Raw genomic sequence first — 24,817 nt, forward strand, 5'->3', positions numbered from 1 at the left:
GATTCCAGGCGCCGCGTGACGCGGCGGGATCTGGAGAAGTCTACGCGAAGTTGCCGGTCGCGGCGGACGCGATGCGGGTTTGCCCCGGCACGGCGGCCGCGGTTTCGTTGATGCAGCGCAATCCGGGTCGAAGGCGGCGCGCGCCTGGCCTGGGGTGGCCGCACGGGCGCAGGCCGCGCGGCAGGCACCACGCCGTCACCCCGTCACGCGGCCGCTTGCCGGTCACGAGCGCGCATCGCGCCACAGTACCGCGTCGGTGCGGTACAGCGCCGGGAAGTGCTGCTTCAGCCCGGTGATCTTCGGCATGTCGTTGTACGCGATGTACGGCGCGTCGGGGTGCAGTTCGAGGTAGTTCTGGTGATACGCCTCGGCCGGGTAGAACCCCTTGTAGTCCTCGACGCGCGTGACGACGGGCGCCGGAAACACGTGCGCGGTGCCGAGCTGCGCGATGTAAGCGGTCGCGACCGCGCGTTGCTGCGCGGTGGTCGGGAAGATCGCCGACCGGTACTGCGACCCTCCGTCGGGGCCCTGCCGGTTGAGCTCGGTCGGGTCGTGCGCGACCGAGAAGAACACCTGCAGCAGCCGGCCGTACGTGATCTGGGTCGGGTCGTAGACGATGCGAACCGATTCCGCGTGCCCGGTCAGCCCCGAGCCGACGAGCGCGTAGTGCGCGGTTTCGGACGCGCCGCCCGCATAGCCGGCCGTGACCTGCTTCACGCCCTTCACGTGCTCGAACACGCCCTGCACGCCCCAGAAGCAGCCGCCGGCGAGCACGGCCGTCTCGTCGTGCGACGCGCCCGGTGTTTCGTCGAGCGTCGGGGCGGGCACCGTGCGCATCGGTTCGGCGGAATTGACGATGCGCTGGTAGCCGAACACGGCGGCGGCCGCGACGGCGATCGCGCCGATGCGGCGCAGCATCGCCGTGCGCCGTTGCGGTGCTGGGCCGCGGGGAGAAGTGGTGTTCACGGTGTGCTCCTTCGAAAGGCGGTACGGGAAGCGGGTGGCCCGGACGCGGCGCCGGTGCGCCGCGTCCGGCCGGGATCAGCCGAACGTGAACGCATACGCATTCACGCCGGGATCGAGAAACTCGATCGAGAACGTGCGGTCGGCGATCGCGCCGGGCTGCCGGACCAGCTGGTACAGGCGCTGCCCGGTCACGGTGCCGTAGCCTTGCGCATCGACGTCGCTGCCGTGCGCGGCACCGGGCGCCGCGCCGTCGAGCGTCACGCGAAAGCGCACCGGCTTGCCGTCCTCGCCGGGGCCGAGCACCAGGTGCAGGTCGCGTGCATGGAAGCGGTAGACGATGCGGCCGGCCGGCGCCGCGAGCGTCGCCCGTTCGGCGCCGACCTGCCACATGCCGGCGAGGCCCCAGTCGTTGAGATCGGGACGGGCCGGCTCGGCGTAGTGGTACGCCGCGTCGCGCACCACCCCGCCCGGCGACATGAAAGCCTCGGCGCGTGCGTAGCCGACGTAGGTCTCGGGCGAGCGGACGTCCGCGCTGTCGGCCGCGGCGAGCGCCCCCTTCGCGGGCGCACCGGCGAGCCCGATCGGCACGTTCAGCGCTTCCGGATGGCCGGCCTCGGCGAGCAGCGACTGGATCGCGCGCTCCGATTCCGCGTATTCGCCTTCGCCGAAGTGGTGGCGGCGCACGCGCCCCTGCGCGTCGACGAAGTAGTGCGCGGGCCAGTATTCGTTGTTGAACGCGCGCCAGATCGTGAAGCGGTTGTCGATCGCGACCGGGAAGTCGATGCCGAGGTCGTGCACGGCCTTCTTCACGTTGCCGATGTCGCGCTCGAACGCGAACTCGGGTGCGTGCACGCCGATCACGACGAGCCCGTACGGCGCGTACTTGCGTGCCCAGGCGGTCGTGTACGGCAGCGTGCGCAGGCAGTTGATGCACGAATACGTCCAGAAATCGACCAGCACGACCTTGCCGCGCAGGCTGGCCGCCGTCAGCGGCGGCGAGTTCAGCCACTGCACCGCGCCGTCGAGCGACGGCAGCGTGCCTTCGACGGGCAGCGCGGCCGGCGCATGCGTCGTATCCACCGCGCGCATCATCGCGCCGCCGGCGATCACCCCGCCGTTGGCCTGGGTGCGATCGGCCGCCGCGGCCATCATCGCGCCGCCATTCGTGTCGTCGGCGGCGTTGCCGGTCGCGGCCATCGCCGCCGGTGCGCCCGGTGCGCCGTTCGAACGCCCGCCGAGCCGGTCGACGAGCTTCGTCTCGAGGCCGCCCGTCGTGACGGTCGACAGCTGCGCGAGCGCACCCGTATCGAGGCCGAGCGCGATCGCGCCGACGCCGGCCAGCAGCGCCACGCCGATCCCGCGCTTGATCCATTCTCCGGCGCCGAGCGAGCGCTTCATCGCGGCGAACACCTTGCCGCCGATCACGAGCGCGACGCCGAGCGACGTCGCCGCGCCGGCCGCATACGCGACCAGCAGCAGCGTCGTGCCGACGCTGGCGCCGCGCAGCGCGGCGCCGGTCAGCACGAGCCCGAGGATCGGGCCCGCGCAGGGCGCCCACAGCAGGCCGGTCGCGACGCCGAGCAGCAGCGACGACGCGGGGCCGGCCGGGCGGCCGTCGCGTTGCGCGAAGCCGGTGAGCCGGTTGCCGGCGGCGACGAGCGGGCGGGTCAGGTGCTCCGCGAGGCGCGGCATCAGCAGGGTCAGGCCGAAGATCGCGAGCAGCACGATCGCGACCCAGCGGCCGGCCTGGTTGGCCTGCGCGACCCAGCCGCCGCCCACGGCGGCGAGCGTCGCGACGACGGCGAACGTGAGCGCCATGCCGACGAGCAGCGGCAGGCCGCTGCGGACGAACGGCTGGTCGGCGCGCGCGAACACGAACGGCAGCACGGGCAGGATGCACGGGCTCAGGATCGTGAGCACGCCGCCGAGGTAGGCAAGGACGATGAGCAGCATGGTGCGTTCTCCAGTCGGTCGGGAGTTCGGGGCCGGATCAGGCGGCGGCGGGGTGGAAGGTGAGCGCGAGGCCGTTCATGCAGTAGCGCAGGCCGGTCGGTTGCGGGCCGTCGTCGAACACGTGGCCGAGATGGCCGCCGCAGCGGCGGCAGTGCACTTCGGTGCGGATCATCCCGAACGATGCGTCGGTGTTGGTGGCGACCGCGTGGTCGAGCGGTTTCCAGAAGCTCGGCCAGCCGGTATGGCTGTCGAACTTGGTGGCCGACGAGAACAGCGCGAGGGCGCAGCCGGCGCACGCGAACGTGCCTTGCCGGTGCTCGTCGTTCAGCGGGCTGGTGTACGGCCGCTCGGTGCCGGCTTCGCGCAGGACCGAGTACTGGGCGGGCGTGAGCCGGCGATGCCATTCGGCATCGCTGAGGGTGACTTCAAACGGGGCGGCCGTCTGCGGGGTGGCCGGCGGGGCGGCGAACGCACGGCCGACCAGCGCGCGGCGCCCGACGGACGACAGCGTCGCGAGCACGGCGAGGCCGGTGGCGCCGGCGAACAGCAGATGTCTGCGGGTGGGCATGATGGGCTCCTGGCGGCAGGTCCTGAAAATATGCGCCCATCGTAGTCAGCGGCCGGTGTCGAAGTCCTCACGGAAAGTTAAATGAATTGTGATGTCTCAGGTGTTCCGTCGGAGTGTGCTGGAATCCGTCGAAGCTCCAATCGGCAAGGGCCTTTGAGTGGGCGAGCCGCCGATGTTTACCGAGTACCGGTTCGAGCCGCGTTTTTTAGTGTTTTTTTAGTGTTCGTAGCGTTGCGCGGTGAATCCGGACTTTGGCTTGCCGATCAAATCGGACTGGGGAATGAACGTTGTTTGACGGCGGTCGCGAATCACACCGAGCGCTGAGCCGCCCGAGCCCATGTCGGACATCGCCATCTTCGACTCGCACTGCGCTCGCGCCTACATCGACAACCAAGGTGACTTCGCCTACGCTCCGTATGGGTTGGACATCCTGGAAGGATTGGTCGGCGCGAGCAACAAGCTAAAGGTTCGGGCCACGGCGGACAAGGCTGCGAATGCCCCGAGCCATCCCGCCTATGCTGGCCTCGCCGGGGAGCAAAACGAAGTCGCCAGAAAGCTGCTCGGCATCCCTGCCAAGACGAAGGCAGAGGACATTGAGATACTGGCCACGCTCAGGGAAAGCGAACAGGAGCGGCTCGCCTAGGTACAATTTGGTTCGCGATTTCGCGGCACGTTGTTGTGTGACGACCGCTAACAACTGTCACGTCTACTACACCCATTGCAGCCTTCCGATCAGAACACAGTAGATGGATTCCGAGGCCCAACATGCTTGCTCTCAATCAAGGTCGTCCCAAGATTCTCTTGCTACTGCTGGTTTTGTCGTTCGTGCTATGCCATCACTTACCTGCGCGGGCGCAGGTCGCTTGCCCTCCTGGGATGATTCCCTACGGCACCGGCGCTAACCAAAGTGTCTGCGGGGAGGATCCGAGTTATCAATCGCCGTCGATACCGGCTCCGCAGCCGCAGGCACCCCCTGTCAAATGGGCTTCCCGTTGGGGTGCCGTCGCGACCGATGGCCATCGCGGAACCCTGGGTGTGGCCTCCGATATGTCGAGCCAAAGCTCCGCCGAGAAGCAAGCCATGAAGGACTGCAAAGACAAAGGCGGGGAGCAGTGTGTTCTAGATGTTTCGTATGGAAATAGCTGCGTTGCCATGATTGTGGGCGATCGCGGCTACAGCGTTAAGACTGGACGAACACCTGAAGAGGCCATCGGATTTGCGGCCAAATCCTGCAGCGCCTCCGGCGATAACTGCCGTCGCGTCTATTACACCAATTGCAGTCTTGCGATCAGAACACAGTAGACGGATTCCGAGGCCCGGCATGCTTATTCTCAATCGACGTAGTCTCAAGATTCTCCTGGTGCTGCTTGCTTTGTCGTTCTCACTATTCAATCACGTCACCGCGCGGGCGCAGGTCGCTTGCCCTCCTGGGATGATTCCCTACGGCACCGGCACCGATCAAAGTGTCTGCGGGGCGGATCCGGGTTATCAATCGCCGTCGGCTCCGCCACCCCCGCTCGTGAAGTGGGCCGAGCGATGGGGTGCCATCGCAACCTATGAGCCGGCCGGCGTTTTGGGTCAAGCCACCGGCATGGCGAGCAAGTCCGATGCTGTAAACACCGCCATGAGTGAGTGCCAGAAACGAGGCGGCGGCTCCAACTGCAAGCTGGATATCTGGTACAGCAATCAGTGCGTGGCAATGGTGGTCAGCGATAAGGGCTATAACACTTCCACAGGCGTGACAACGGATTTTGCTGCCCAAAAAGGCATGAAGACATGCACCGCTTCGGGTGACCCGAACTGCCATGTGTATTACTCCGCGTGCAGCATGCCGGAGCGGATTCAGTAAATTAGAACGAAGCAGCCTTGGGCATGAACCGCGTTCAAGACTGTTTCGTCGGCCCGCCGTGTCACGCGAGATGGAATTTCTTCCGGAGGCTCGCATCGACCGGGCCGGCCGGCATGAAGCGCCGCAACTTGCGCAGCAGCGACGCCTCGCCGTTGGGTGTATGCCGCATACGCCACGCGCCGAGCGCCGCGTCGACGACGGTGGCGGCCACGCCCCCGGGGAGCGGCGCGGTTTTCACGCTGTCGACGACGGCGCGCGACGCAAGCGTTCGCTCGCGGTCGTACTCGGCGATCGGCGCGCTGGCCTGCGGCGCATTGACGTCCAGGTGGGTCCGCGTAAACGACGGCTCGACCAGCGTCGCGCGAATGCCGAATTGGCGCAGTTCGTGATCGAGCGATTCGGTCAAACCTTCCACCGCATGTTTGGATGCCGAATAAAGCCCCATGTACGGCGCCGGCAGGAAGCCGAGCACCGAGCTGACATTGACGATCCGGCCGCGCCGTTGCGCCCGCATGTGCGGAAGCACCGCATGGGTCGTACGCAGGAGGCTGAATACGTTGGTGTCGAACAGGGCCGCTGCCTCGTCCACCGACGTTTCCTCCACCGCGCCGATCAGGCTCATGCCCGCATTGTTCACGAGCACGTCGATACGCGCGGCGCGATCGATGATCGTCTGGAATCCGGATCGAACGGACGCGTCGTCACGCACGTCCATCTCGATCAGCTCGACGCCGGCAACCGGCGCCGTTCGCGCGATGCCGCGCACGGTGCCGAACACGCGGCAGCCGCGTTTGGCGAATCGTTCTGCGGCGGCGCGCCCGATGCCCGACGACACGCCGGTCACGACGACAACGGTGGAATTCGACATGGCTGCTTCCTTTGATACGGTGAATGGATTGGCGTAATCAATCGCGCGCATCCAGCACGGGCTGAAGCGCGGGCTCGCCCGGCGCTGCCGGTTCATGGCCGCCGTGGCGCGCGGCGGCGGACTGACCCGGCCGGATCCTGAACCAAATCGCATACATCGCCGGCAGGAACATCAGCGTGAGGATCGTCCCGGCGAACGTGCCGCCGATCAGCGTGTACGCGAGCGTGCCCCAGAACACCGAATGCGTGAGCGGAATGAACGCGAGCACCGCCGCCATCGCGGTGAGAATCACCGGGCGCGCCCGCTGCACGGTCGCTTCGACGACCGCGTGGAACGGATCCAGCCCCGCCTGTTCGTTCTGGTGGATCTGGCCGATCAGGATCAGCGTGTTGCGCATCAGGATCCCGGATAGTGCGATGAGGCCGACCAGCGCATTGATGCCGAACGGCTGCCCGAACAGGATCAGCGTCGGCACCACGCCGATCAAGCCGAGCGGGCTCGTCATGAACACCATCACCATCGCGGAGATCGAGCGCACCTGGAAGATGATGATGACGAGCGTGACCGCCAGCATGATCGGGAAGAGCGGCAGCATCGCCTTCGTGGCCTTGCCGGATTCCTCGATGGAGCCGGCTTCCTCGATTCGATAGCCGCTCGGCAGCGCGGCGACGATCGGCTGAAGCTGCTTCGTGATCGCGGCCGACACGTCCGGCGGCTGCAGGCCGTCGGCGATGTCGCCGCGCACCGTGAGCGTCGGCACGCGGTCGCGCCAGCGCATGATCGGCTCCTCCATCCGCACGTCGACCTTGCCGACCTGCGACAGCGGGATGCGCTGTCCGTTCGCGCCGGCGAGCGTGAAGTCGTCGAGCCGCGCCGGGTCGAGCCGTGCATCGCCGCTCGAGCGCGCGATCACCTGCACGGTCCGGATGTCCTCGCGCACCGCGGTGACGGGCACCCCGGTCAGCAGGAACTGCAGCTGCTGCGCGACCGCGCTGGAGGTCAACCCGACTGCCTGCAGGCGGTCCTGCTGCAACGTGAAGTGCAGCGTCGGCGCGCGCGTGCCCCAGTCCGCATTGACCGTGCGCATCATCGGGCTGCCGTTCATCACACGCTCGACATCCGTCGCGATGCCGCGCAGCGTGTCCGGATCGGGGCCCGTGATCCGGTAGGCCACCGGGAACGGCGAATACGGACCGAACACGAGCTGCGTCACGCGCACGCGCGCGTCGGGCGCGAGGCCGTCGGCGATGGCCCGTCGCAGGCGCGCCTTCAACGCGTCGCGCTCGTCCTGGCTGTCCGTGCGGATCACGATCTTCGCGAACGACGGATCGGGCAGTTCCGGCCCCATCGCCAGATAAAAACGCGGCGCGCCCTGGCCGACGTACGCGGTGACGATCCTCGCTTCCTTCTGCTTCGCGAGCCACGCCTCGACCTTCGACGTGGCGGCGCTCGTTTGCGAAATCGACGTGCCGTACGGCATCTGCACCTCGATCAGCACCTCGGGGCGATCGGAGATCGGGAAAAACTGCTTCTTGACGATCGCCATGCCGAGAATCGCGAGCACGAAGAGGGCGACGACCGACCCGGCGACGAGCCATTTGCGGGCGATCACGCGCGTCAGCAGTTGCCGGAAGCGGTTGTAGCGGGGCGTGTCGTAGATCGCATCGTGGCCGCCTTCGAACTTCTTGAAGTTCGGCAGCATCTTCACGCCGAGGTACGGCGTGAACGCGACGGCGACGACCCACGAGGCGATCAGCGCGATCCCGACGATCCAGAACATGTTGCTGGTGTATTCGCCGGCGGTGGAGCGCGCGAAGCCGTTCGGCATGAAGCCGACCGCGGTGACCAGCGTGCCGGCCAGCATCGGCGCCGCCGTATGGCTCCACGCGTAGGCTGAAGCAGCCACGCGGTCGTAGCCTTCCTCCATCTTCACGACCATCATTTCGATCGCGATGATCGCGTCGTCGACCAGCAGCCCGAGCGCGAGGATCAGCGAGCCGAGCGTGATGCGGTCGAAGTTCTTGCCGGTGGCGGCCATCACGACGAACACCGCGGCCAGCGTCAGCGGCACGGCCGCGGCGACGACGAGGCCCACGCGCCAGCCCATGCTGACGAAGCTCACCAGCATCACGACGAGCAGTGCGGCGAAGAACTTGATCATGAACTCGTCGACTGCCGAGCTGATGTTCACCGACTGGTCGGTGACCTTGGTCAGGCTCATGCCGAGCGGCAGCGCCGCGTTGATCGCGCCGACTTCCCGGTCCAGCGCGCGGCCGAGCTCGAGCCCGTTCCAGCCGTCGCGCATCACGACCCCGAGCAGCAGCGCGGGTTCGCCGTTGTTGCGAATCAGGAACGTGGACGGGTCTTCGTAGCCGCGCTCGACGGTCGCGATGTCGGACAGTTTCAGCGTGCGGCCCTGTGCGACGATCGGCGTGTCGCGAATTTTCTGCAGCGTGTCGAACGCGCCGTCCACGCGAATGAAGATCTCCGGCCCGTGCGTCTCGACGGAGCCGGCCGGCGTCAGCAGGTTCTGGCCGTTGAGCGCGGCAAACACGTCCTGCGGGCTCACGCCGAGCGTTGCGAGCCGGTCGTGCGACAACTGCACGTAGATGCGCTCCGCCTGTTCGCCGATGATGTCGACCTTCTTCACGCCCGGCACATGCAGCAGGCGCTGGCGCTGCGTCTCCGCATCGCGCACCAGCAGGCGCTGCGGTTCGCCCTTGGCCTTCAGCGCGAACAGCGCGAACGTGACGTCCGCGTATTCGTCGTTGACCAGCGGTCCGATCACGCCGGCCGGCAGGTCGTTCGCCACGTCGCCGATCTTCTTGCGCGCCTGATAGAACTGCTCCTGTACCTCGGACGGCGGCGTGCTGTCGAGCAACGTCAGCGTCGTGAACGCGAGGCCGGGGCGCGTGTAGGTTTCGCTGCGGTCGTACCAGCGCAGCTCCTGCATGCGCTTTTCGATCTTTTCGGCTACCTGGTCGTGCATTTCCTGCGCGGTCGCGCCCGGCCATGCGGTGACGATGGTCATCACCTTGACGGTGAAGGCCGGGTCTTCCGCGCGGCCGAGCTTGAAGAACGACACGAGCCCCGCGAGCGAAATCAGGCAGATCAGGAACAGTGTGATCGCGCGCTCGCGCACCGCGAGCGCCGACAGGTTGAAGCGGCGTTCGCTCACGGTCGTGCTCCTTCGCTCGCGAGCGTGGCGGCCGGCGCGGCCACGCGAACCACATCGCCGTCATGCAGCAACTGCGCGCCGAGCGCGACGACCCGCTCGCCTTGCCTGAGTGAGCCGGACACGCGCGCGCTGTCGTCGTCCAGATGCTCGACCGTGACCGGCCGCCATCCCACCTTGGCCGGATCGCCTGCGACGACCCACACGCCGGGCCCTTTGCCCCCGTCCAGCAGCGCGCCGATCGGCACCTGCAGGCCGGCCTGCGGCGTCACGCGTGCGTCGTCCGGTAGGCGGATCGTGACGGTCGCGCCCAGCGGCGCGGCAGCCAGCGGGCCTTGCAGCACGTAGCGCGCCTCGAACGTGCGCGTACGCGCATCGGCGGTATCGGAGAGCTGGCGCAGCGTGGCGGGGACACTCGAGCCCGGCTTGCCGAACAGCTCGGCCTGCGCGACGGAGCCGACCGCGGGGCGCAGGGTTTCCGGTAACTGGATCACGGCTTCCCGGCTGCCGGCGTGCGCGAGCCGCACGACCGGCTGGCCGGCGCTGACGACCTGGCCGGGCTCCGCGAGCGTGTCCATCACGACGCCGTCGCCGTCCGCGACGAGTTCCGCATAGCCGGTCGCGTTGCGTGCGACGCCGGCGTCGGCCTCGGCGGCGCTCAGCTGGGCTTTCGCCGCATCGGCCGCTGCCTTGACCTGGTCATAGGCGGATGCCGATATCGCGCCGGTGCCGCGCAGGTCGCGGTAGCGGGCTTCGTCCTCGGCGGTCTGCCGCGCGCGTGCCCGTGCCGCGGCCACGGCTTCGTCGCGTGCGCGCGCCGCGAGCTTCAGGTCGACGGGATCGATTCGCATCAGGAGCTGGCCGCGCCGGACGGTTTGTCCGGTATCGACGAGTCGCTCCAGCACCTTGCCGGACACCCGGAACCCGAGGTCGCTCTGCACGCGGGCGGCGACGGTGCCGGTAAACGAGCGGGACGCGGGCGCGGCTGCCTGGACGATGGCGGTACGCACGAGCGGCGCCTCCGTGCGCGGATCGGAAGGCGCTTTTCCGCTGCAGGCGGCTAGCGCGAGGGGCAGTGCGGAAGCGACTGCGAGGAGAGCGAGGCGACGCCGAACCATGAAAGACCCACTGACGAAGTGATCGGGGCTTTCATTGTGTATCTAGTGACCAATATAGTCAATGGTCACAATCGATGCAGGTTCAAGGGGCGAGGCTGCGGAGTACCAGGCTCGACAGCTGCGCGGGCGCGGCGTCGGTCGTGTCGAGGTTGTATTGCAGCAGCAGCGGATTCAGGTACGGCCGCATCACGAGGTAGATCGCCGTCGCGGTTTCGTCCAGCGGCGTCTTGCGCTCGAACTCGCCGCTTTGCCGGCCCGCCTGCAGCACCTCCTGCAGCAGTTGCTGCACGCGCGCCTCATAGGCCTGCACCGACTGCCAGTTGCCGGTGGCGGCCGACGCGGCGATGTCGTACAGCTTGCGGTCGCGGAAGAACAGCCGCAGGCTCGCTTCCGTAAAGACCTTGAACATGCGCCGCAGCTTTTCGGTGGGCCGTTCCGCTTCGGCGACGGCGGTGCGCACGTCGGTTTCGATTTCGTGCAGGCAGTTCGCGCAGATCATCTCGCCGATCGCCTGTTTCGATTCGAAGAACTTGTAGATATAGGCCTTCGAGAAACCGATGGACTTCGCGAGGTCGGACACGGTCGTCTTCTCGTAGCCATACCGGCTGAAGTGCTCGGTGGCGGCAGCCACGATCTGATCGCGCACGTCGTGATCGGCCGGGCCGCGCGCGGGCGCGGGGGAAGCGGTGGTTTCTTTCATGGATTGCGGCTGGCAGGGATGGACAACGAGTGACTATTTGGTATTATAGTCACCACCTGATCTCGGCTGAAACCGTCATGCTACCGAAACCCATCGTTGCCGCGGTGCTCGCCGCGCTCCTGTCGGCGGGATGTGCCGTCGGTCCCGACTACGTGCGCCCGGACATCGCCATGCCGCAGCGCTTCCAGGGCCAGAGTGCCGTGGAGCAGCGGCGCGCGGCGGCCGAGGCGGAGCTCGCGACTTGGTGGACAGGCTTCGGCGATCCGCAGTTGACCCGGTTCGTCACGCTCGCGCTCGCGCAGAACCTCGATCTCGCGCAGGCCGCGGCACGCGTCACGCAAGCGCGTGCCGGGCTCGGTGCGGCCAATGCAGCGCTGTTGCCTTCGGGCAATGTGACCGGTCAAGCCGCGCGTGTCTACCAGTCGGTCGAAACGCCGTTGGGGCGCGTGCTGAATTCCACGCCCGGTTTCGACCGTCACGGCAGCGACTACGAGGCCGATTTCAACGCGAGCTGGGAGGTGGACGTGTTCGGCGGGTTGCGCCGTGGGCGGGAAGCCGCGCTCGCCGACTATCAGGCCTCCGAAGCAGCGGTGGTCGCCACGCGCCTTGCCGTGGCCGCGCAGACGGCGGACATCTACATCACGATTCGCGGGTTGCAGGGCCGGCTGAAGGTCGCGCGGCATCAGGTGCAGACCGAACAGGATCTGTTGTCGACCATCAATCTGCTGTATGGAAAGGGGCTCGCGGCGGAGCTTCAGGTCAGGCAGGCCGAAGGTGCGCTCGCTCAGGTTCGTGCCACGGTGCCGGTACTCGAAGCGGCGCTGGACACGGCGATGAATGCGCTCGACGTGATGCTCGGCTCGCCACCCGGTACGTATCGCGCGGAATTGCTCGACGGCGGCGACGTGCCGGTCGCCCCGCGGATCGCGGCGACGGGCACGCCGGGCGAACTCCTCAGGCGGCGGCCCGACCTGATCGCCGCCGAGCGGCGCCTGGCGGCGTCGAACGCGCGCATCGGCGTGGCCATTGCCGAGTATTACCCGAAGTTCTCGTTGAGCGGGTTGCTCGGCAGCGCGACGACGATGGGCGCGGGCAACCTGTTTGCCGGCGGCGCGAACCAGGCTGCCGGCGTGCTCGGCCTGCGCTGGCGTTTGTTCGACTTCGGGCGGATCAATGCGCAGATTGCCGACGCCAAAGGAAAGGATGCCGAAATGCTGGCCGCGTATCGGCTCGCGGCGCTGCATGCGACCGAGGACGTCGAGAACGCGTTCTCGGCTCTCGTCAAACGCGACGAACAGGCGGCCGTGCTCGCCGACGGTGTCGATTCGCTCGGCCGCGCACGGGCCGCGTCGTTCGCGGCGTACCAGAAGGGCGTCGTCAGCCTGATCGAAGTGTTGCAGGCCGATGAAAGCCTGCTGCGCGCGTCGGACGAGCGCGTGCAGGCGAAAACGGAAGCGGCCCGGGCGTCGGTGGCTGCGTTCAAGGCGCTCGGCGGTGGATGGCAAGGGCCGGCGTCCGAGGCCGTCGCCAGTCGATAACGGCCGTACGTGCCGACGTGTTGGCGGGGCGTGACGTCGTCGTCACTGTTCTTGGTGCGATGCATGCTCTGGAACATGCGGCCCACACGAATGACACGCGCGGAAAGCCGTTCGTTCACCCGTCGGGATCCGCTCGATGCTGCCGCGCCGCGCATCGCCGAGAAGGGACTGGCGGTATCGAGCGTCGAGGACATCGTGGCGCGCGCCGGATACATGTGCGGTGCGTTTTACTCGAAATTCAGGAGTACGAGCGGGCTTTTCGTCGAACTGCTTCGCGTCAAGCATCGCGACATTCAAGACAATCTGGAGACGTTGATGCAGGATGCCGCGGTATCGTCCGAGCTGTTCAACAGCAGCTCGCTTTGCTGTATGCGCGCTGCCATTCGAGCAACGTCGACTCAGTCGTTTGGGCCGAGGCCCGCCTGCAGGCAGGACGCGATGTGTACTTGCGCGAGCATGTGGAGGCCATGTGTGTTGATCGATGCGACATGATTGCGCGCTTCTTGGATCACGGAGGCTAGCATCGCAGCACAAAAGCAGCGGCCCCGTCCGCCGATCGTGCGCTTATCCTGATCGCGATCATGGATGGCCTGCGGTACTTGGGGAGATCGTAATTTCCATGCATGTTTTCGGTTAGAGCGATCTAACGGGGTGCTGGCCAGGCCAAAGTAGGGTGTTGTGAATGACGCGCGCTGAGCACCGCTCGGCGCGTGCGGCGGACATCCCAACCCACCATCGATACATCGTGCCGTACGAAACCTGGCTCCAAAGTATGCGGATCGTGTCGCGGGCATGAGGGCGCCCGACGACACTATGACCCGGCTTCCGAGCCGGTCTTTTTTGTGTCTGGCGGCAGCTCGGGGTAATTGCGCACGGCTGCAGGGGCGTCAAGGTTTGTGGAGGGGGGGGGCGTCTGCGGCATTTAATAGTTTCAGTCAATGGAATCGAGGTTCTGAATCCGAATTTCCAATTGAGTGCGACTGGTCCAATGGCCGTTCTGAATCGTCTTAAGCGATTCGGAGCACGCATCGAATGGGCGAGCGCGGCGCGCGTGCGTTTCGCGCACGGCGCGATGCTCAGGTGCGTGAAAGTCCGATCAGGCGTCGCGATTTCGCGTTGACCGCTTGATCGTTCCTGGCGCATCAGCCCAAGCCGATGCGAGCAACGTCAGAGCGAGAACCCCTTTCCTGAAGTATGACCATGGCTGAAAACATCGCCCAAACCGTGATCCGCCGCGCCGACTACACGCCGCCGGCCTTCCTCATCGATGCCGTCGCGCTCGCATTCGATCTCGCGCCGGCCCGTACGATCGTCAGGAACACGATGCGCGTGCGCCGCAATCCGGACGCCGCGCCCGCGCCGCACCTGGAGCTGATGGGCGAAGCGCTCGAATTCGTCGGCGCCTGGCTGGATGGCGCGCCGCATGGCGCCGTGCGCGCGCACGAACACGGGCTGACGGTCGAGAACGTGCCCGATGCCTTCGAGCTGACGCTCGAAAGCGCATGCGCACCCGACCAGAATACGACGCTGTCCGGCCTCTACGTGTCGAGCGGCAACTTCTTCACGCAGTGCGAAGCCGAAGGCTTTCGCCGCATCACCTATTTCCTCGACCGTCCGGACGTGATGGCGTCGTACACGGTGACGCTGCGCGCCGACAAGGCCGCGTACCCGGTGCTGCTGTCGAACGGCAACCTCGTCGATTCCGGCGACCTGCCCGACGGCCGCCACTTCGCGAAATGGGAAGACCCGTTCCGCAAGCCGAGCTACCTGTTCGCGCTCGTCGCGGGCAAGCTCGTTGCGATCGAGGAAACGATCACGTCGGGTTCGGGCAAGGAGAAGCTGCTGCAGGTGTGGGTCGAGCCCGCCGATCTCGACAAGACGCGTCATGCGATGGACTCGCTGATCCACTCGATCCGCTGGGACGAGCAGCGCTTCGGCCTCGAGCTCGATCTCGACCGCTTCATGATCGTCGCGGTGGGCGACTTCAACATGGGCGCGATGGAGAACAAGGGGCTCAACATCTTCAACACGAAGTACGTGCTGGCGAACCCCGAGACCGCGACCGACACCGACTTCGCGAACATCGAATCGGTGGTCGGTCACGAGTACTTCCACAACTGGACCGGCAACCGCGTGACCTGCCGCGACTGGTTCCAGCTGAGCCTGAAGGAAGGCCTGACGGTATTCCGCGATCAGGAGTTCTCGGCCGACATGGCCGCGGGCGACGACCTCGAATCGGCGGCCCGCGCGGTCAAGCGCATCGAGGACGTGCGCGTGCTGCGCCAGCTGCAGTTCGCCGAGGACGCGGGCCCGATGGCGCATCCGGTGCGCCCGGAAAGCTACGTCGAGATCAACAACTTCTACACGATGACCGTCTACGAAAAAGGCTCGGAAGTCGTGCGGATGTATCAGACGCTGTTCGGCCGCGACGGCTTCCGCAAGGGGATGGACCTGTACTTCAAGCGCCACGACGGGCACGCGGTGACCTGCGACGACTTCCGTCACGCGATGGCCGACGCGAACGGGCGCGACCTCGCGCAGTTCGAACGCTGGTACAGCCAGGCGGGCACGCCGCGCGTGTCGGTGCGCACCGCGTACGACGCGGCCGCGCGCCGCTATACGGTGACGCTCGCGCAGGGCTACGGCGACGCGTCGCCGGCCGCGCGCGACACGCAGCAAGGGCCGCTGCTGATTCCGTTCGCGATCGGCCTGATCGGCCGCGACGGCCGCGACCTGCCGCTGCGTCTCGACGGCGAAGCCGCAGCAGCAGGCACGACGCGCGTGCTCGACTTCACCGACACCGAGCAGACCTTCACGTTCGTCGACGTGCCGGAACAGCCGCTGCCGTCGCTGCTGCGCAATTTCTCGTCGCCGGTGATCGTCGAGTACGACTACAGCGACGACGATCTCGCATTCCTGCTCGCGCACGACAGCGATCCGTTCAACCGCTGGGAAGCCGGCCAGCGCCTCGCGACGCGCGCGCTGCTGACGCTCGCCGCGCGTGCGGCCGCGAACGAGCCGCTCACGCTCGGCGAGAACTTCGTCGCCGCATTCCGCCGCGTGCTGACCGATGAAAGCCTGTCGCCGGCATTCCGCGAACTCGCGCTGACGCTGCCGTCGGAAACCTACCTCGCCGACCAGATGGCCGAAGCCGATCCGGCCGCCGTGCATCGCGCGCGCCAGTTCGTGCGCCGCCGGCTCGCCACCGCGCTGCGCGCGGAATGGCTCGCCGCCTACGCGCAGCACCAGACGCCCGGCGCCTACGAGCCGACGCCGGAGGCCTCCGGCCGCCGCGCGCTGAAGAACCTCGCGCTCGCGTATCTCGCCGAACTCGAGGATCCGGCCGATGCGGTGCGCCTCGCCACTGCCCAGTACGACGCGGCGAACAACATGACCGATCGCGCGGCCGCACTCGGTGCGTTGCTGTCCGCCGCGGCCTCCGGCGCGACCGAACCGGCCGAGCACGCGCTCGACGACTTCTATCGTCGCTTCGAGAAGGAAGCGCTCGTGATCGACAAGTGGTTCGCGATGCAGGCGGCACAACGCGGCACGCCCGCGCAGCCGACGCTCGCGAAAGTGCGCAAGCTGCTCGCGCACCCGGCGTTCAACCTGAAGAATCCGAACCGCGCGCGCTCGCTGATCTTCAGCTTCTGCGCGGCCAACCCCGCGCAATTCCATGCGGCGGACGGCTCGGGCTACGCGTTCTGGGCCGAACAGGTGCTCGCGCTCGACGCGATCAACCCGCAGGTCGCCGCACGCCTCGCGCGCTCGCTGGAACTGTGGCGCCGCTTTACGCCGGCGCTGCGCGATCGGATGCGCGAAGCGCTCGAGCAGGTCGCCGTCGGTGCGAAATCACGTGACGTGCGCGAAATCGTCGAGAAGGCGTTGGCTTGACGGTTGGACGCGTCGGCGATTTCAGTTGATCCGGTGGTGCGGGATTCCATGTGTCGTGCAGATCGATGGCCAATGCCGAAGGCGGCGGTCACGTATCTGCCCATCATATGCGGAGCATTTGTCACCGAATGGATTCTTCGGTGACGGGAGACGCCGGCGGCCCCGCATCGCTCGCGACAGACGTGACGCAATGTCGGACAGCTCCGCTCTGTATTGCCGACGCAATCACATGGTCATACTAATTTTAATTCGGAAGATTTCAATTCGTATGTCGAATTTATCGATGTAACGACGAAGCGATTCCGAATAAAAATACTTTCCATATTTCTTTCGCGAGATCGTACCGCTTATCGCGAGGGGTTTCTTTTCAGGCTTGTCAGAAGTCGTTGCGCCGGGATTTATGCGTTCCTGATTCGTCATATCAAGTGAAACGTAATATATCGGGAGGGCGGTAGGAAATTATGTCGCGACAAAAGTGAAAAGCGCCCAAAAAGAGAAATTCATTCTAAATTGGCGTCGCTATGATGATGTCATCTTAGGGGCGAACGCTTGAAATTGATTTGGTCAGATCACGGCGCGGCAGCCGGTCAATTCTTACGATCTCCATGTATCGCTGGATGTGGGACGGAGCAACGCAAATGGCTAGCTTTATCGATGATCTCTTGCGGGGCTACGCCGACCTCCGCCGTGTTCTCACCCGGGAGTTGAGCGCCGACGATGCCGCCGATATTGCGCAGTCGTCCTTCGAGCAGGTGCTCCGCTATGCGGGGCAGCGCCCGGTTGAGTCGCCGGCCGGCCTGCTGTTCGCCATCTCGCGCAACCAGCAGATCGATTCCGCTCGACGCAGGAAGCGTGTACCGCACCAGTCGCTCGACGACGTCGACGGACTCGCCGACCAGTTGCCCGTATCCGAACTGACGCCGGAGCGACGCTATGCCGCGCGTCAGCGGATGGAGATTCTCGGCAAGGCGCTGGATGCGTTGCCACCCCGTTGCAGGGAGGCATTCGTGTTGTGCAAGTTGCACGGTCTTTCGTATGACGAGACCGCGCAGGAGATGGGAATCAGCACGACCGTCGTGCGCAAGTACCTGGTCCAGGCGATGAAAGAATGCAGAATCGCCTTGCTGTAGAATGAATCATTCGATTCGCTACGGATTGTGCCATTTTCAACGATGACATGGACCGAGTCGCAAAAGGACGAGGCTGACGAACTCCTCGTAACGATCCATTTTGGTCGCGGCGAGGAGCGAACCCTTGCGCGTGCTGCGCTCCAGCGCTGGGCTGGAGACGATCCGAAACGTCTGGCGTATATCGCCGAGCATATGAGCGTCGACCGAGAGGTTGACACTTTCGTGCACGAACTGCGCGGTCGCTACAGGCGTCATCTTTCACCCTCCCGGGAAGCAGTGGTGCGGCGCGCGCCGAGATGGCCCGCAATCGCGAGTGCGATCGGTTTCAGTGCGTGTGCATTCGCCGTGGCCGCATGGGCGGTCAATCCGGTACTGTCGGAGCAGCGTTTTTCGTCGGCTGTCGGTGAGCAGGTCGACGCCGCTCTGGATGACGGCAGCCATGTGCGCCTCAACACCGCGACGTCGATACAGTTCGTCAATCGGCTCCGGTCTCGTGAAGTGACGATGCTCGAAGGCGAGGCGCTCTATGCCGTCAAGCACGATTCCCTCCGTCCTTTTCATGTGATTGCCGGCGCGACCGATATCCGCGACGTCGGCACGCGCTTCTCCGTACGCGTTCGTCCCGCCGATGTGGACGTCGCGGTACTGGAAGGGCGCGTCGAGCTGTCGCTCCGCTCGGGCGGCCCTGTCGCCGATCTCGACGCGAACGAAGCGGCGAGGGCAACCGGAACCCAGATCGTCGAAGTATCCGACAGGCAGGCATTCGACGCGATGGTGAGCTGGAAGGATCGGCGCCTGCAATTCGACGGTACGCCGCTGTCCAGCGTCATACACGAATTGCAGCGGTACCGGGTCGCCCGCATCGTGCTGGCGGATAACGTCGCGGCGCGGTTTCGCGTGACGGGCGGGTTTTCAATTTCGGATCCCGATGTTTTGCTGAGATCGTTGCCCATGGTCGCCCCCGTGACGGTGAAGTTTCAGCCGGACGGGACCGCCGTGATCGCATCGCGTCGATAGCGTCGCTTCCGCGTGTTGCTGCTGCCGTCAATGTCCGCGCCTGACGAGGCGACGCCGGCGTTACACGTCCTCGCATAACGAAAACGCCGAAGAATGCTTTCGCGCTGGCAAGAGGCCAGCTGTCCATCGATCGGGCCTGGTCTGCGATCGTCGCAGCACCCGGTGCGCCCAAGCACGGCCGCGCGCTCGTCATCGAAGCGCGATATCTTCCAGCAGCGCTTCACCCCAGTCCTCACAACTTGCCTCTGCCGAGCGGCTTCTTGATGGCGACATACAACCGACAAGCCGTTCTTTTGCGCGCGTGCAGGCAGCGCGACTCGAAAGCATTTGGCTATCGTCGCGATGAAAAATTTCAATAGCACGCGGCTGGTCTTTTTTGCTCCCTGCGTCGTCTTTAGTGGTGAAGCCTGACCGATAGCAACGTCAAGGCTCAATCACATCTTTGCACTGACAGAGAGGGGACAATGAAGCAATTCAAGCAGCCTGTGGCAAGGGCGTTGGCAAGGCATGTGGCGGCCAGTGTCGTCGGCATGGCGAGCATTTCGTTGTACGCGCAAACGTCGATCAATTTGCCCGCGCAGTCGCTTTCCACGACATTGTCGCAGCTCGCTCGCGAGGCCGGCGTCAATATCCTCGCGCCCGACAACATCGTTGCGGGCCGCGCCGCGCCGGCGGTGTCGGGCATGCTGACCGTGAATGACGCGTTGGCGCGCCTGTTGAACGGCACTGGTCTGCGCGTCGAGCAAGTGGACGCCAAGACTTACGTCATCAAGCGGTCCGACCCACCGCCTTCGCCGGGCGCGTCGAAGTCGGGACAGGATTCAGTACTCCCGACGATTACGGTCAGTGAAACCACCGGCAGCGCCAGCCTCGATAAGGGTTTCGTCGCCGATTCGACCAGCACGGCGACGCGCACCGATACGCCGATTTCGCAGACCGCGCAGTCGATTCAGGTCGTCACGAAGGACCTGCTCGACAGCAAGCAGACTCAAACGGTGTCCGAGGCACTCGCCAACGTGAGCGGTGTCACGGTGCAGGACTGGGGTAACGGTGCTCAAGTCAGTGTGCGGGGCTTCACAGCGGCCACGATGAGCAATGGCCACAACGATACGGGGTCCAGCAATTCGCTGGATATTCCGGTGGCCGGCGTCGAAAGAATCGAAGTGCTCAAAGGTGCCGACTCCATTCTGTCGGGAGCCATGGTTCCGGGGGGCGTGGTCAACATCGTGATCAAAAGACCGACCGCCGAAACCGTTCGGCAGCTGACGCTGCAAACGGGCTCCTACGGCGACTGGATGAGCTCGATCGATCTGGGTGGCGCACTGACGAGCGACAAGTCGCTCCGCTATCGGTTCGTCTTGTCCGCCGAGCGAGCCGGGGAGTCCTTCGGCGGTTACGACGGCCAGAGAAACTTCTACGTCGCGCCGTCGATCGAATGGAAATCGGGTAACACGGACATCGTTCTCGGCTACCAGCATCAGGTGGTCAACCGACCGCCGATACAGCTGACACAGCCTCGGGTCGGAGACGACCCGCTGCCGATCCATTCGCGCAGCACGCCATCCCAGAATTCGCTGAGCCAGATGGATACGCTGTCGGTCGATTTCACACAGCAGCTCGGATCGATCTTCAAGTTTGAAAGCAAGGCGCAATATCAGGCGTCGACTTTTTCCCAGCGTGATTTCTATGATCCGATCGGCATCGGATCCGGGAAGACCGTTTTTTTGGGCTTCAATGACCACTCGCGTTCCTACGGCTTCGACCTGGACAATCATCTGCAGGCGAAGTTTTCTTTGGGCCCGGTCAAGCAAACCGTTCTCGTGGGCGTGAGCAACAGCGTCTATTGGACAGATTTCACCAGTTTGCCCATGAAGTTTCTCGTTGCCCCATTCCCGCTGGCTTCGGCACCGCCCATTACCGGGACGTCGCAATATTCGGGCAGCCCCGTCAAATCGTACTCGTCCACGGTCTACTTTCAGGATCAGATTACCTGGGACAGGTTGCATATCCTCGCGAGCATCGCTCGCGGGACGGTATGGGGCACCAATACGGCCTCTCAATCGCAATGGTCGCCGAACCTCGGCATCCTTTACCAGCTCACGGATAACGTCGCCGTTTATGCAAACGCGTTGCGCAGTTTCTACCCGCAATATGGAACGCTTCTGCTGGATGGCAGTGTGCCGCCTCCACAAATCGGGCGATCGGTCGAGGCAGGCTTCAAGTTCAACTTCTTCGACGATCGCCTGAGCGCAACGGCCGACGTATTCAGAACCGCGCAAAGCAACGTCCTGGTTGGCATTCCCGGCACGAATTTCTCCACGCTCGGCGGCGGCATGGTGGTACGCGGCGCAGAACTGAGCGTCACCGGCCGTCTGTTGCCGGGGTTGAACGTTTTCGCGAACTACACCTTCAGCAATCAGCAGCAAATCACGGACGGTGTGAGCGAAGTGCCGCGTCATAGCGGCACGATCTGGATGACCTACGACCTGCAGGGCGAGCGTTTGCATGGGTGGGGCGTCGGTGCGGGCGTCGAAGCGCGCAGCGGCTATCAAGTGTCGAACTCGCGCCTCGGGGTATTCAAGGCTCCGGGGCAAGCGCAGACCGATGCGAGCGTGTATTACCACGCGAAGCAATGGACGGCGACCCTGGGCGTCAAGAACCTGTTCAACCGCACCCTCTATCAGAACCAGATGACTTCAGCGATCGTCGGCCTGCAGCCGGGCCGACTGATTTACCTGACCGGACGCTATAACTTCTGAGGCATGTCGTGGATAGTTCGATCGTATTGCCGTCAAGGTACGCATCCGGCCCCGCAGCAGCGGGCCGGGAGGTTCGTATCGGTTATGGCCGGCCTGTCGCAATGGGCGTGGCGGTGGCGCTTCATGCGTTGCTGCTGGTCGCGTTCTGGAAGGCCGACGTCCATCTCGACCTGCATGCCGGGAAGCTCGCGTCGGCCGGATCGTCGATCAGCGTGACGCTGGTGAACACGCCGCAACCGACCCCGACGCCCGTTCTGCCGCGGCCACCCGTCAAGCCGGTGACGCGCAAGCCGCCCGTGCCGCACCGCGCGCCCGTGCTCGCCACGCATCACGACGCACCGCGTGCGGCCCAGGCGGCGACCCCGCAAGCGCATGAACCGGAACCGCCGGTGCCTACGCCGCCACCCGTCCAACCCGTCGAGACAAGCGCAAAGAGCGCCCCGTCGGCGCAGCCGGCAGCCGCGCAGATGATGGCGCTCGCCGGCGGGCAGGACGCCAAGAGCGTGGCGCACGTTTCATGCGACATCGAGCGGCCGCCGTATCCCGCGCTTGCACGCCGGCTGAATCACGAAGGCAAGGTGGTGCTGCGCGTGACGATCGGCATCGACGGCCGCATCACGGAGGCGACGACCACCGAATCGAGCGGTTTCGAAGAACTCGATACGGCCGCGCGTGCCGCGATGCTCGCCGGGCGTTGCAAGCCGTACCTGGAGAACGGGACGCCGATCGTCGTTCGCGCGCTTCAACCACTTGAATTCAGATTGGACAACTGAGCTGCAAGCAGCTCGTCGAGGAGTACAGCAATGAACTACGGAATCGCAGACATCGTAAATCGTGGCGACACGATCAGTCACGCCATCGCGCTGGTCCTGGTCGTCATGTCGCTGACGTCGTGGGCGGTCATGCTCTACAAGGGCGCGCAACTGATCCGCATGAGAAGGCAGAGTAAAGCCGCCGAGCGCAAATTCTGGCAGGCGGGTTCGATCGAGGAAGGGTGTGCGGCACTGGGTCGCTTCGACCACAGCAACCCATACCAGAATCTCGCGGAGGCCGCGCGTGAAGCATCGGAGCGACATAACGATACGCACCTGAAGGAAGTGCTCTCGCCGGACGACTGGCTGCAGCGCTGCCTGAGCGTGGCGCTCGAAGAGCAGGTTGCCCGAATGGCGAGCGGCCTTGGGGCGCTTGCATCAGTCGGCAGCACGGCGCCGTTTGTCGGCCTGTTCGGCACTGTCTGGGGGATCTATCACGCGCTGCTCGGCATCAGCGAGGCGGGGCAGAGCAGTCTCGCGCAAGTGGCCGGGCCCGTCGGCGAATCGCTGGTCATGACCGCGTTCGGCCTGTTTGTCGCGATCCCGGCCGTGCTCGGCTACAACGCGGTGTCCCGCGGCAATCGCATGATCGTCCACAAGCTCGCGCGCTTCCGCCACGAGTTGCACGCGTATCTGATGAACTCGGACCATCATCGCACGGCTTCCGTGCGCGTGAAGATCGAGCAGAAACGCGTCGCGACGGTCGAGGAGAGCTGACATGGCGTTCTTTGACGACAGCCACGACGACGTCATGAGCGACATCAACATGACGCCGCTCATCGACGTGATGCTCGTATTGCTGATTGTGTTCATGGTGACGTTGCCGGTGATCAATCACGCCGTCAAGCTCGACTTGCCGAGTGCGAACAGCAGTCCGAACGATACGCGGCCCGCGCACGTGAGTTTATCGGTCGACGCGAGCGGCACGGTGCTGTGGGACGAGAAGCCCGTTGAAGCCGATGCACTGGATGCCCGGCTGAATCAGGCGGCGGCCCAGCAACCGCAGCCGGAGATCGAGCTGTATGCCGACCGGGCCGCGCGTTATGAATCGGTGGCCAACCTGCTTTCGGCGGCCCAGCGCGCAGGCCTCGTGAAAATCGATTTCGTCACGCAGCCGAAATCAAAATAAATTTAGGAATATGAACGATGTCAATTCTTGATACGACCGCCGCGACGCTGCTCGACGACGTGTCGGGCGAAACAGCCGTACTCGTGGATTTCTGGGCGCCGTGGTGCGGACCTTGCCGCGCGCTCGCGCCTCATCTGGATCGGCTTGCGAAGGACTATGAGGGGCGACTGAAGATCCTGAAGCTGAACATCGACTCCGAGCCGGACGGCGGCAAGAAATTCGGCGTGCGGGCGATTCCGACGCTGATCTTTTATGCGAACGGCAAGGAGCACGACAGGCTGACCGGACCGTCGACCATACGGATGCGCATGACGATGGAGAAATGGTTCGCGCAATGCGGACTGGAGACGCCGGAATCGGCCGCGAGCGAAGCCGGAAGCGACGAGCCGGAAGCCGCCGCGGTCGATGCACCGGCCGCGGCATGGTGCAGCTTCGGCGGGGATGAAGCGCACAAGGATCGATGCATCAGCCGCTATCACGAGCTTTCGGACGAGCAGCGCGGCAGTGAGCGCGTCCAGGAACCGTCGACGCGGCTGGCAGGCGCCCGGGGGCAGTTCGAGGAGGTTGTCGGGGTACCACGGCAGTTCGGGGACCTCGTCGATTCGATCTGGATGTTCCTGAGCCGAGTCAAGGACGGTGCGGAAGAAGCCGATGCGGCTGCGCTGAAGATCTTCCACGCCATTCCGGTGGGCGCGAATCTCGCACGCGCCGCGACCGACGTTCTCCATGAACTCGTTTACCACTCGCGCTGGGAGATCACGCAGTACTTCACGGCCGAAACCGAGCGCGGCATCGTGTTGCGCATCAAGGCAGCGCACGCGCGTGAGCGCGCCGGCGAGAAGATCGCGGCAAAGGAATGGGAGGTGTTGCAGCGCGCGGCCGTGATGCTGGGCGTGGGCGACGGATCGGCCGACCTTGAGGCAAGCCAGATGCTCGAGGGCTTGGCCGGTCCCATGTCGGACTGGTCGGCCAATGGGAAACTCCACATGATCCTGAAGTACGTGAATCGGGAGCTTCGCCGCAAGGCCGATTGGCGTGACGACGAAGAGCAGAAAATCACCGCGATGCTCGAACGCGCTACGGAACAGGTGCACAGCGAGATCGGAAGCGCGCCGCGCGACGACGCCGCAGCGCGGGCGGCATGGGTGTCGGCCTTCATCGAGCGCCGCGGGGCATTCATTCAACAGTGCCGGGAGCAGGACCCGGACCTCTGGAAGCGATACGACGTCGTCAGCATGGATAGCGTGCGGCAAGCCGCAATCGTCTGTGCGGATGTCGCGGAATCCCTGTTGACGTGGCTGAGCGCGAACGCTCCCCGTTCTGTTTGAACCTCTTTCCTTC

The 24,817-nt window shown here is 65.2% G+C and carries 21 protein-coding genes; 13 read left to right on the plus strand and 8 right to left on the minus strand.

Annotated features, from left to right (window positions below):
• Window positions 1–222 precede the first annotated feature (222 nt).
• From msrA to LGM56_RS36810, 4 genes are all read right to left on the minus strand, one after another.
• Window positions 223–918 (minus strand): peptide-methionine (S)-S-oxide reductase MsrA, encoded by a 696-nt coding sequence (msrA, locus tag LGM56_RS17030; RefSeq protein ID WP_226206384.1) that lies wholly within the window; start codon window positions 916–918, stop codon window positions 223–225.
• A 123-nt stretch (window positions 919–1,041) separates the two neighbouring features.
• On the minus strand, window positions 1,042–2,919 hold the full coding sequence (locus LGM56_RS17035) for a cytochrome c biogenesis protein DipZ (protein ID WP_226205890.1): 1,878 nt from the start codon (window positions 2,917–2,919) through the stop codon (window positions 1,042–1,044).
• A 37-nt stretch (window positions 2,920–2,956) separates the two neighbouring features.
• Complete coding sequence (msrB, locus tag LGM56_RS17040; RefSeq protein WP_226205892.1) at window positions 2,957–3,487, minus strand: peptide-methionine (R)-S-oxide reductase MsrB; 531 nt, start codon at window positions 3,485–3,487, stop codon at window positions 2,957–2,959.
• 216 nt (window positions 3,488–3,703) lie between these two features.
• Window positions 3,704–3,835: a hypothetical protein gene (locus LGM56_RS36810; protein ID WP_264170923.1), complete on the minus strand. Its 132-nt coding sequence runs from the start codon at window positions 3,833–3,835 to the stop codon at window positions 3,704–3,706.
• Here LGM56_RS36810 and LGM56_RS17045 point away from each other — a divergent pair.
• The 3 genes from LGM56_RS17045 (at window position 3,825) to LGM56_RS17055 (ending at window position 5,336) form a co-directional block, all read left to right on the plus strand.
• Window positions 3,825–4,130: a hypothetical protein gene (locus LGM56_RS17045; RefSeq protein WP_226205894.1), complete on the plus strand. Its 306-nt coding sequence runs from the start codon at window positions 3,825–3,827 to the stop codon at window positions 4,128–4,130. The genes LGM56_RS36810 and LGM56_RS17045 overlap by 11 nt on opposite strands.
• A 122-nt stretch (window positions 4,131–4,252) precedes the next feature.
• The gene (locus LGM56_RS17050) at window positions 4,253–4,789 is read left to right on the plus strand and encodes a DUF4189 domain-containing protein (RefSeq protein WP_226205896.1); all 537 of its coding nucleotides are present in this window, start codon (window positions 4,253–4,255) and stop codon (window positions 4,787–4,789) included.
• Between the two features lie 19 nt (window positions 4,790–4,808).
• A complete protein-coding gene (locus LGM56_RS17055; protein WP_226205898.1) occupies window positions 4,809–5,336 on the plus strand; it encodes a DUF4189 domain-containing protein in 528 nt (175 codons plus the stop codon).
• A 61-nt stretch (window positions 5,337–5,397) separates the two neighbouring features.
• On the opposite strand, the gene LGM56_RS17060 is transcribed toward LGM56_RS17055, so the two are convergent.
• The 4 genes from LGM56_RS17060 to LGM56_RS17075 all read right to left on the minus strand — a co-directional run bounded on the left by LGM56_RS17060 (window position 5,398) and on the right by LGM56_RS17075 (window position 11,197).
• Entirely contained in the window at window positions 5,398–6,204 is an 807-nt protein-coding gene (locus LGM56_RS17060; protein ID WP_226205900.1) for an oxidoreductase, read from the minus strand.
• A gap of 37 nt (window positions 6,205–6,241) precedes the next feature.
• Window positions 6,242–9,382, minus strand: a complete 3,141-nt coding sequence (locus LGM56_RS17065) for an efflux RND transporter permease subunit (protein WP_226205902.1) — start codon at window positions 9,380–9,382, stop codon at window positions 6,242–6,244.
• Window positions 9,379–10,497 (minus strand): efflux RND transporter periplasmic adaptor subunit, encoded by a 1,119-nt coding sequence (locus LGM56_RS17070; protein WP_226205904.1) that lies wholly within the window; start codon window positions 10,495–10,497, stop codon window positions 9,379–9,381. The genes LGM56_RS17065 and LGM56_RS17070 overlap by 4 nt, the downstream gene beginning before the upstream one ends.
• 82 nt (window positions 10,498–10,579) lie before the next feature.
• The gene (locus LGM56_RS17075) at window positions 10,580–11,197 is read right to left on the minus strand and encodes a TetR/AcrR family transcriptional regulator (protein WP_089498268.1); all 618 of its coding nucleotides are present in this window, start codon (window positions 11,195–11,197) and stop codon (window positions 10,580–10,582) included.
• A 77-nt stretch (window positions 11,198–11,274) separates the two neighbouring features.
• On the opposite strand from LGM56_RS17075, the gene LGM56_RS17080 reads away from it, so the two are divergent.
• From LGM56_RS17080 to LGM56_RS17125, 10 genes are all read left to right on the plus strand, one after another.
• Window positions 11,275–12,735, plus strand: coding sequence for an efflux transporter outer membrane subunit (locus tag LGM56_RS17080; RefSeq protein WP_226205906.1), 1,461 nt, complete (start codon window positions 11,275–11,277; stop codon window positions 12,733–12,735).
• A gap of 63 nt (window positions 12,736–12,798) precedes the next feature.
• On the plus strand, window positions 12,799–13,227 hold the full coding sequence (locus tag LGM56_RS17085; protein ID WP_226205908.1) for a TetR/AcrR family transcriptional regulator: 429 nt from the start codon (window positions 12,799–12,801) through the stop codon (window positions 13,225–13,227).
• Between the two features lie 708 nt (window positions 13,228–13,935).
• A complete protein-coding gene (pepN, locus tag LGM56_RS17090; RefSeq protein ID WP_226205909.1) occupies window positions 13,936–16,629 on the plus strand; it encodes an aminopeptidase N in 2,694 nt (897 codons plus the stop codon).
• A gap of 638 nt (window positions 16,630–17,267) precedes the next feature.
• On the plus strand, window positions 17,268–17,759 hold the full coding sequence (locus LGM56_RS17095; RefSeq protein ID WP_071335583.1) for an RNA polymerase sigma factor: 492 nt from the start codon (window positions 17,268–17,270) through the stop codon (window positions 17,757–17,759).
• 42 nt (window positions 17,760–17,801) lie between these two features.
• The gene (locus LGM56_RS17100) at window positions 17,802–18,776 is read left to right on the plus strand and encodes a FecR family protein (protein WP_226205911.1); all 975 of its coding nucleotides are present in this window, start codon (window positions 17,802–17,804) and stop codon (window positions 18,774–18,776) included.
• Window positions 18,777–19,240: 464 nt separating this feature from the next.
• Window positions 19,241–21,535, plus strand: coding sequence for a TonB-dependent siderophore receptor (locus tag LGM56_RS17105; protein WP_226205913.1), 2,295 nt, complete (start codon window positions 19,241–19,243; stop codon window positions 21,533–21,535).
• Between the two features lie 107 nt (window positions 21,536–21,642).
• Entirely contained in the window at window positions 21,643–22,308 is a 666-nt protein-coding gene (locus tag LGM56_RS36960; protein WP_226205915.1) for an energy transducer TonB, read from the plus strand.
• A gap of 30 nt (window positions 22,309–22,338) precedes the next feature.
• The gene (locus tag LGM56_RS17115) at window positions 22,339–23,064 is read left to right on the plus strand and encodes a MotA/TolQ/ExbB proton channel family protein (RefSeq protein WP_319000770.1); all 726 of its coding nucleotides are present in this window, start codon (window positions 22,339–22,341) and stop codon (window positions 23,062–23,064) included.
• 1 nt (window position 23,065) lies between these two features.
• Window positions 23,066–23,476 (plus strand): ExbD/TolR family protein, encoded by a 411-nt coding sequence (locus LGM56_RS17120; RefSeq protein ID WP_089498276.1) that lies wholly within the window; start codon window positions 23,066–23,068, stop codon window positions 23,474–23,476.
• Between the two features lie 17 nt (window positions 23,477–23,493).
• Complete coding sequence (locus LGM56_RS17125) at window positions 23,494–24,804, plus strand: thioredoxin family protein (RefSeq protein WP_226205917.1); 1,311 nt, start codon at window positions 23,494–23,496, stop codon at window positions 24,802–24,804.
• Window positions 24,805–24,817 lie beyond the last annotated feature (13 nt).

The sequence above is a fragment of the Burkholderia sp. AU38729 genome, from assembly GCF_020419725.1.
Lineage (GTDB): Bacteria > Pseudomonadota > Gammaproteobacteria > Burkholderiales > Burkholderiaceae > Burkholderia.

Coding starts and splice junctions, on each gene's coding strand:
- msrA (WP_226206384.1), bottom strand. CDS start 918: ATGCTGCGCCGCATCGGCGCGATCGCCGTCGCGGCCGCCGCCGTGTTC.
- LGM56_RS17035 (WP_226205890.1), bottom strand. CDS start 2,919: ATGCTGCTCATCGTCCTTGCCTACCTCGGCGGCGTGCTCACGATCCTG.
- msrB (WP_226205892.1), bottom strand. CDS start 3,487: ATGCCCACCCGCAGACATCTGCTGTTCGCCGGCGCCACCGGCCTCGCC.
- LGM56_RS17045 (WP_226205894.1), top strand. CDS start 3,825: ATGTCGGACATCGCCATCTTCGACTCGCACTGCGCTCGCGCCTACATC.
- LGM56_RS36810 (WP_264170923.1), bottom strand. CDS start 3,835: ATGTCCGACATGGGCTCGGGCGGCTCAGCGCTCGGTGTGATTCGCGAC.
- LGM56_RS17050 (WP_226205896.1), top strand. CDS start 4,253: ATGCTTGCTCTCAATCAAGGTCGTCCCAAGATTCTCTTGCTACTGCTG.
- LGM56_RS17055 (WP_226205898.1), top strand. CDS start 4,809: ATGCTTATTCTCAATCGACGTAGTCTCAAGATTCTCCTGGTGCTGCTT.
- LGM56_RS17060 (WP_226205900.1), bottom strand. CDS start 6,204: ATGTCGAATTCCACCGTTGTCGTCGTGACCGGCGTGTCGTCGGGCATC.
- LGM56_RS17070 (WP_226205904.1), bottom strand. CDS start 10,497: ATGGTTCGGCGTCGCCTCGCTCTCCTCGCAGTCGCTTCCGCACTGCCC.
- LGM56_RS17075 (WP_089498268.1), bottom strand. CDS start 11,197: ATGAAAGAAACCACCGCTTCCCCCGCGCCCGCGCGCGGCCCGGCCGAT.
- LGM56_RS17080 (WP_226205906.1), top strand. CDS start 11,275: ATGCTACCGAAACCCATCGTTGCCGCGGTGCTCGCCGCGCTCCTGTCG.
- LGM56_RS17085 (WP_226205908.1), top strand. CDS start 12,799: ATGCTCTGGAACATGCGGCCCACACGAATGACACGCGCGGAAAGCCGT.
- pepN (WP_226205909.1), top strand. CDS start 13,936: ATGGCTGAAAACATCGCCCAAACCGTGATCCGCCGCGCCGACTACACG.
- LGM56_RS17095 (WP_071335583.1), top strand. CDS start 17,268: ATGGCTAGCTTTATCGATGATCTCTTGCGGGGCTACGCCGACCTCCGC.
- LGM56_RS17100 (WP_226205911.1), top strand. CDS start 17,802: ATGACATGGACCGAGTCGCAAAAGGACGAGGCTGACGAACTCCTCGTA.
- LGM56_RS17105 (WP_226205913.1), top strand. CDS start 19,241: ATGAAGCAATTCAAGCAGCCTGTGGCAAGGGCGTTGGCAAGGCATGTG.
- LGM56_RS17115 (WP_319000770.1), top strand. CDS start 22,339: ATGAACTACGGAATCGCAGACATCGTAAATCGTGGCGACACGATCAGT.
- LGM56_RS17120 (WP_089498276.1), top strand. CDS start 23,066: ATGGCGTTCTTTGACGACAGCCACGACGACGTCATGAGCGACATCAAC.
- LGM56_RS17125 (WP_226205917.1), top strand. CDS start 23,494: ATGTCAATTCTTGATACGACCGCCGCGACGCTGCTCGACGACGTGTCG.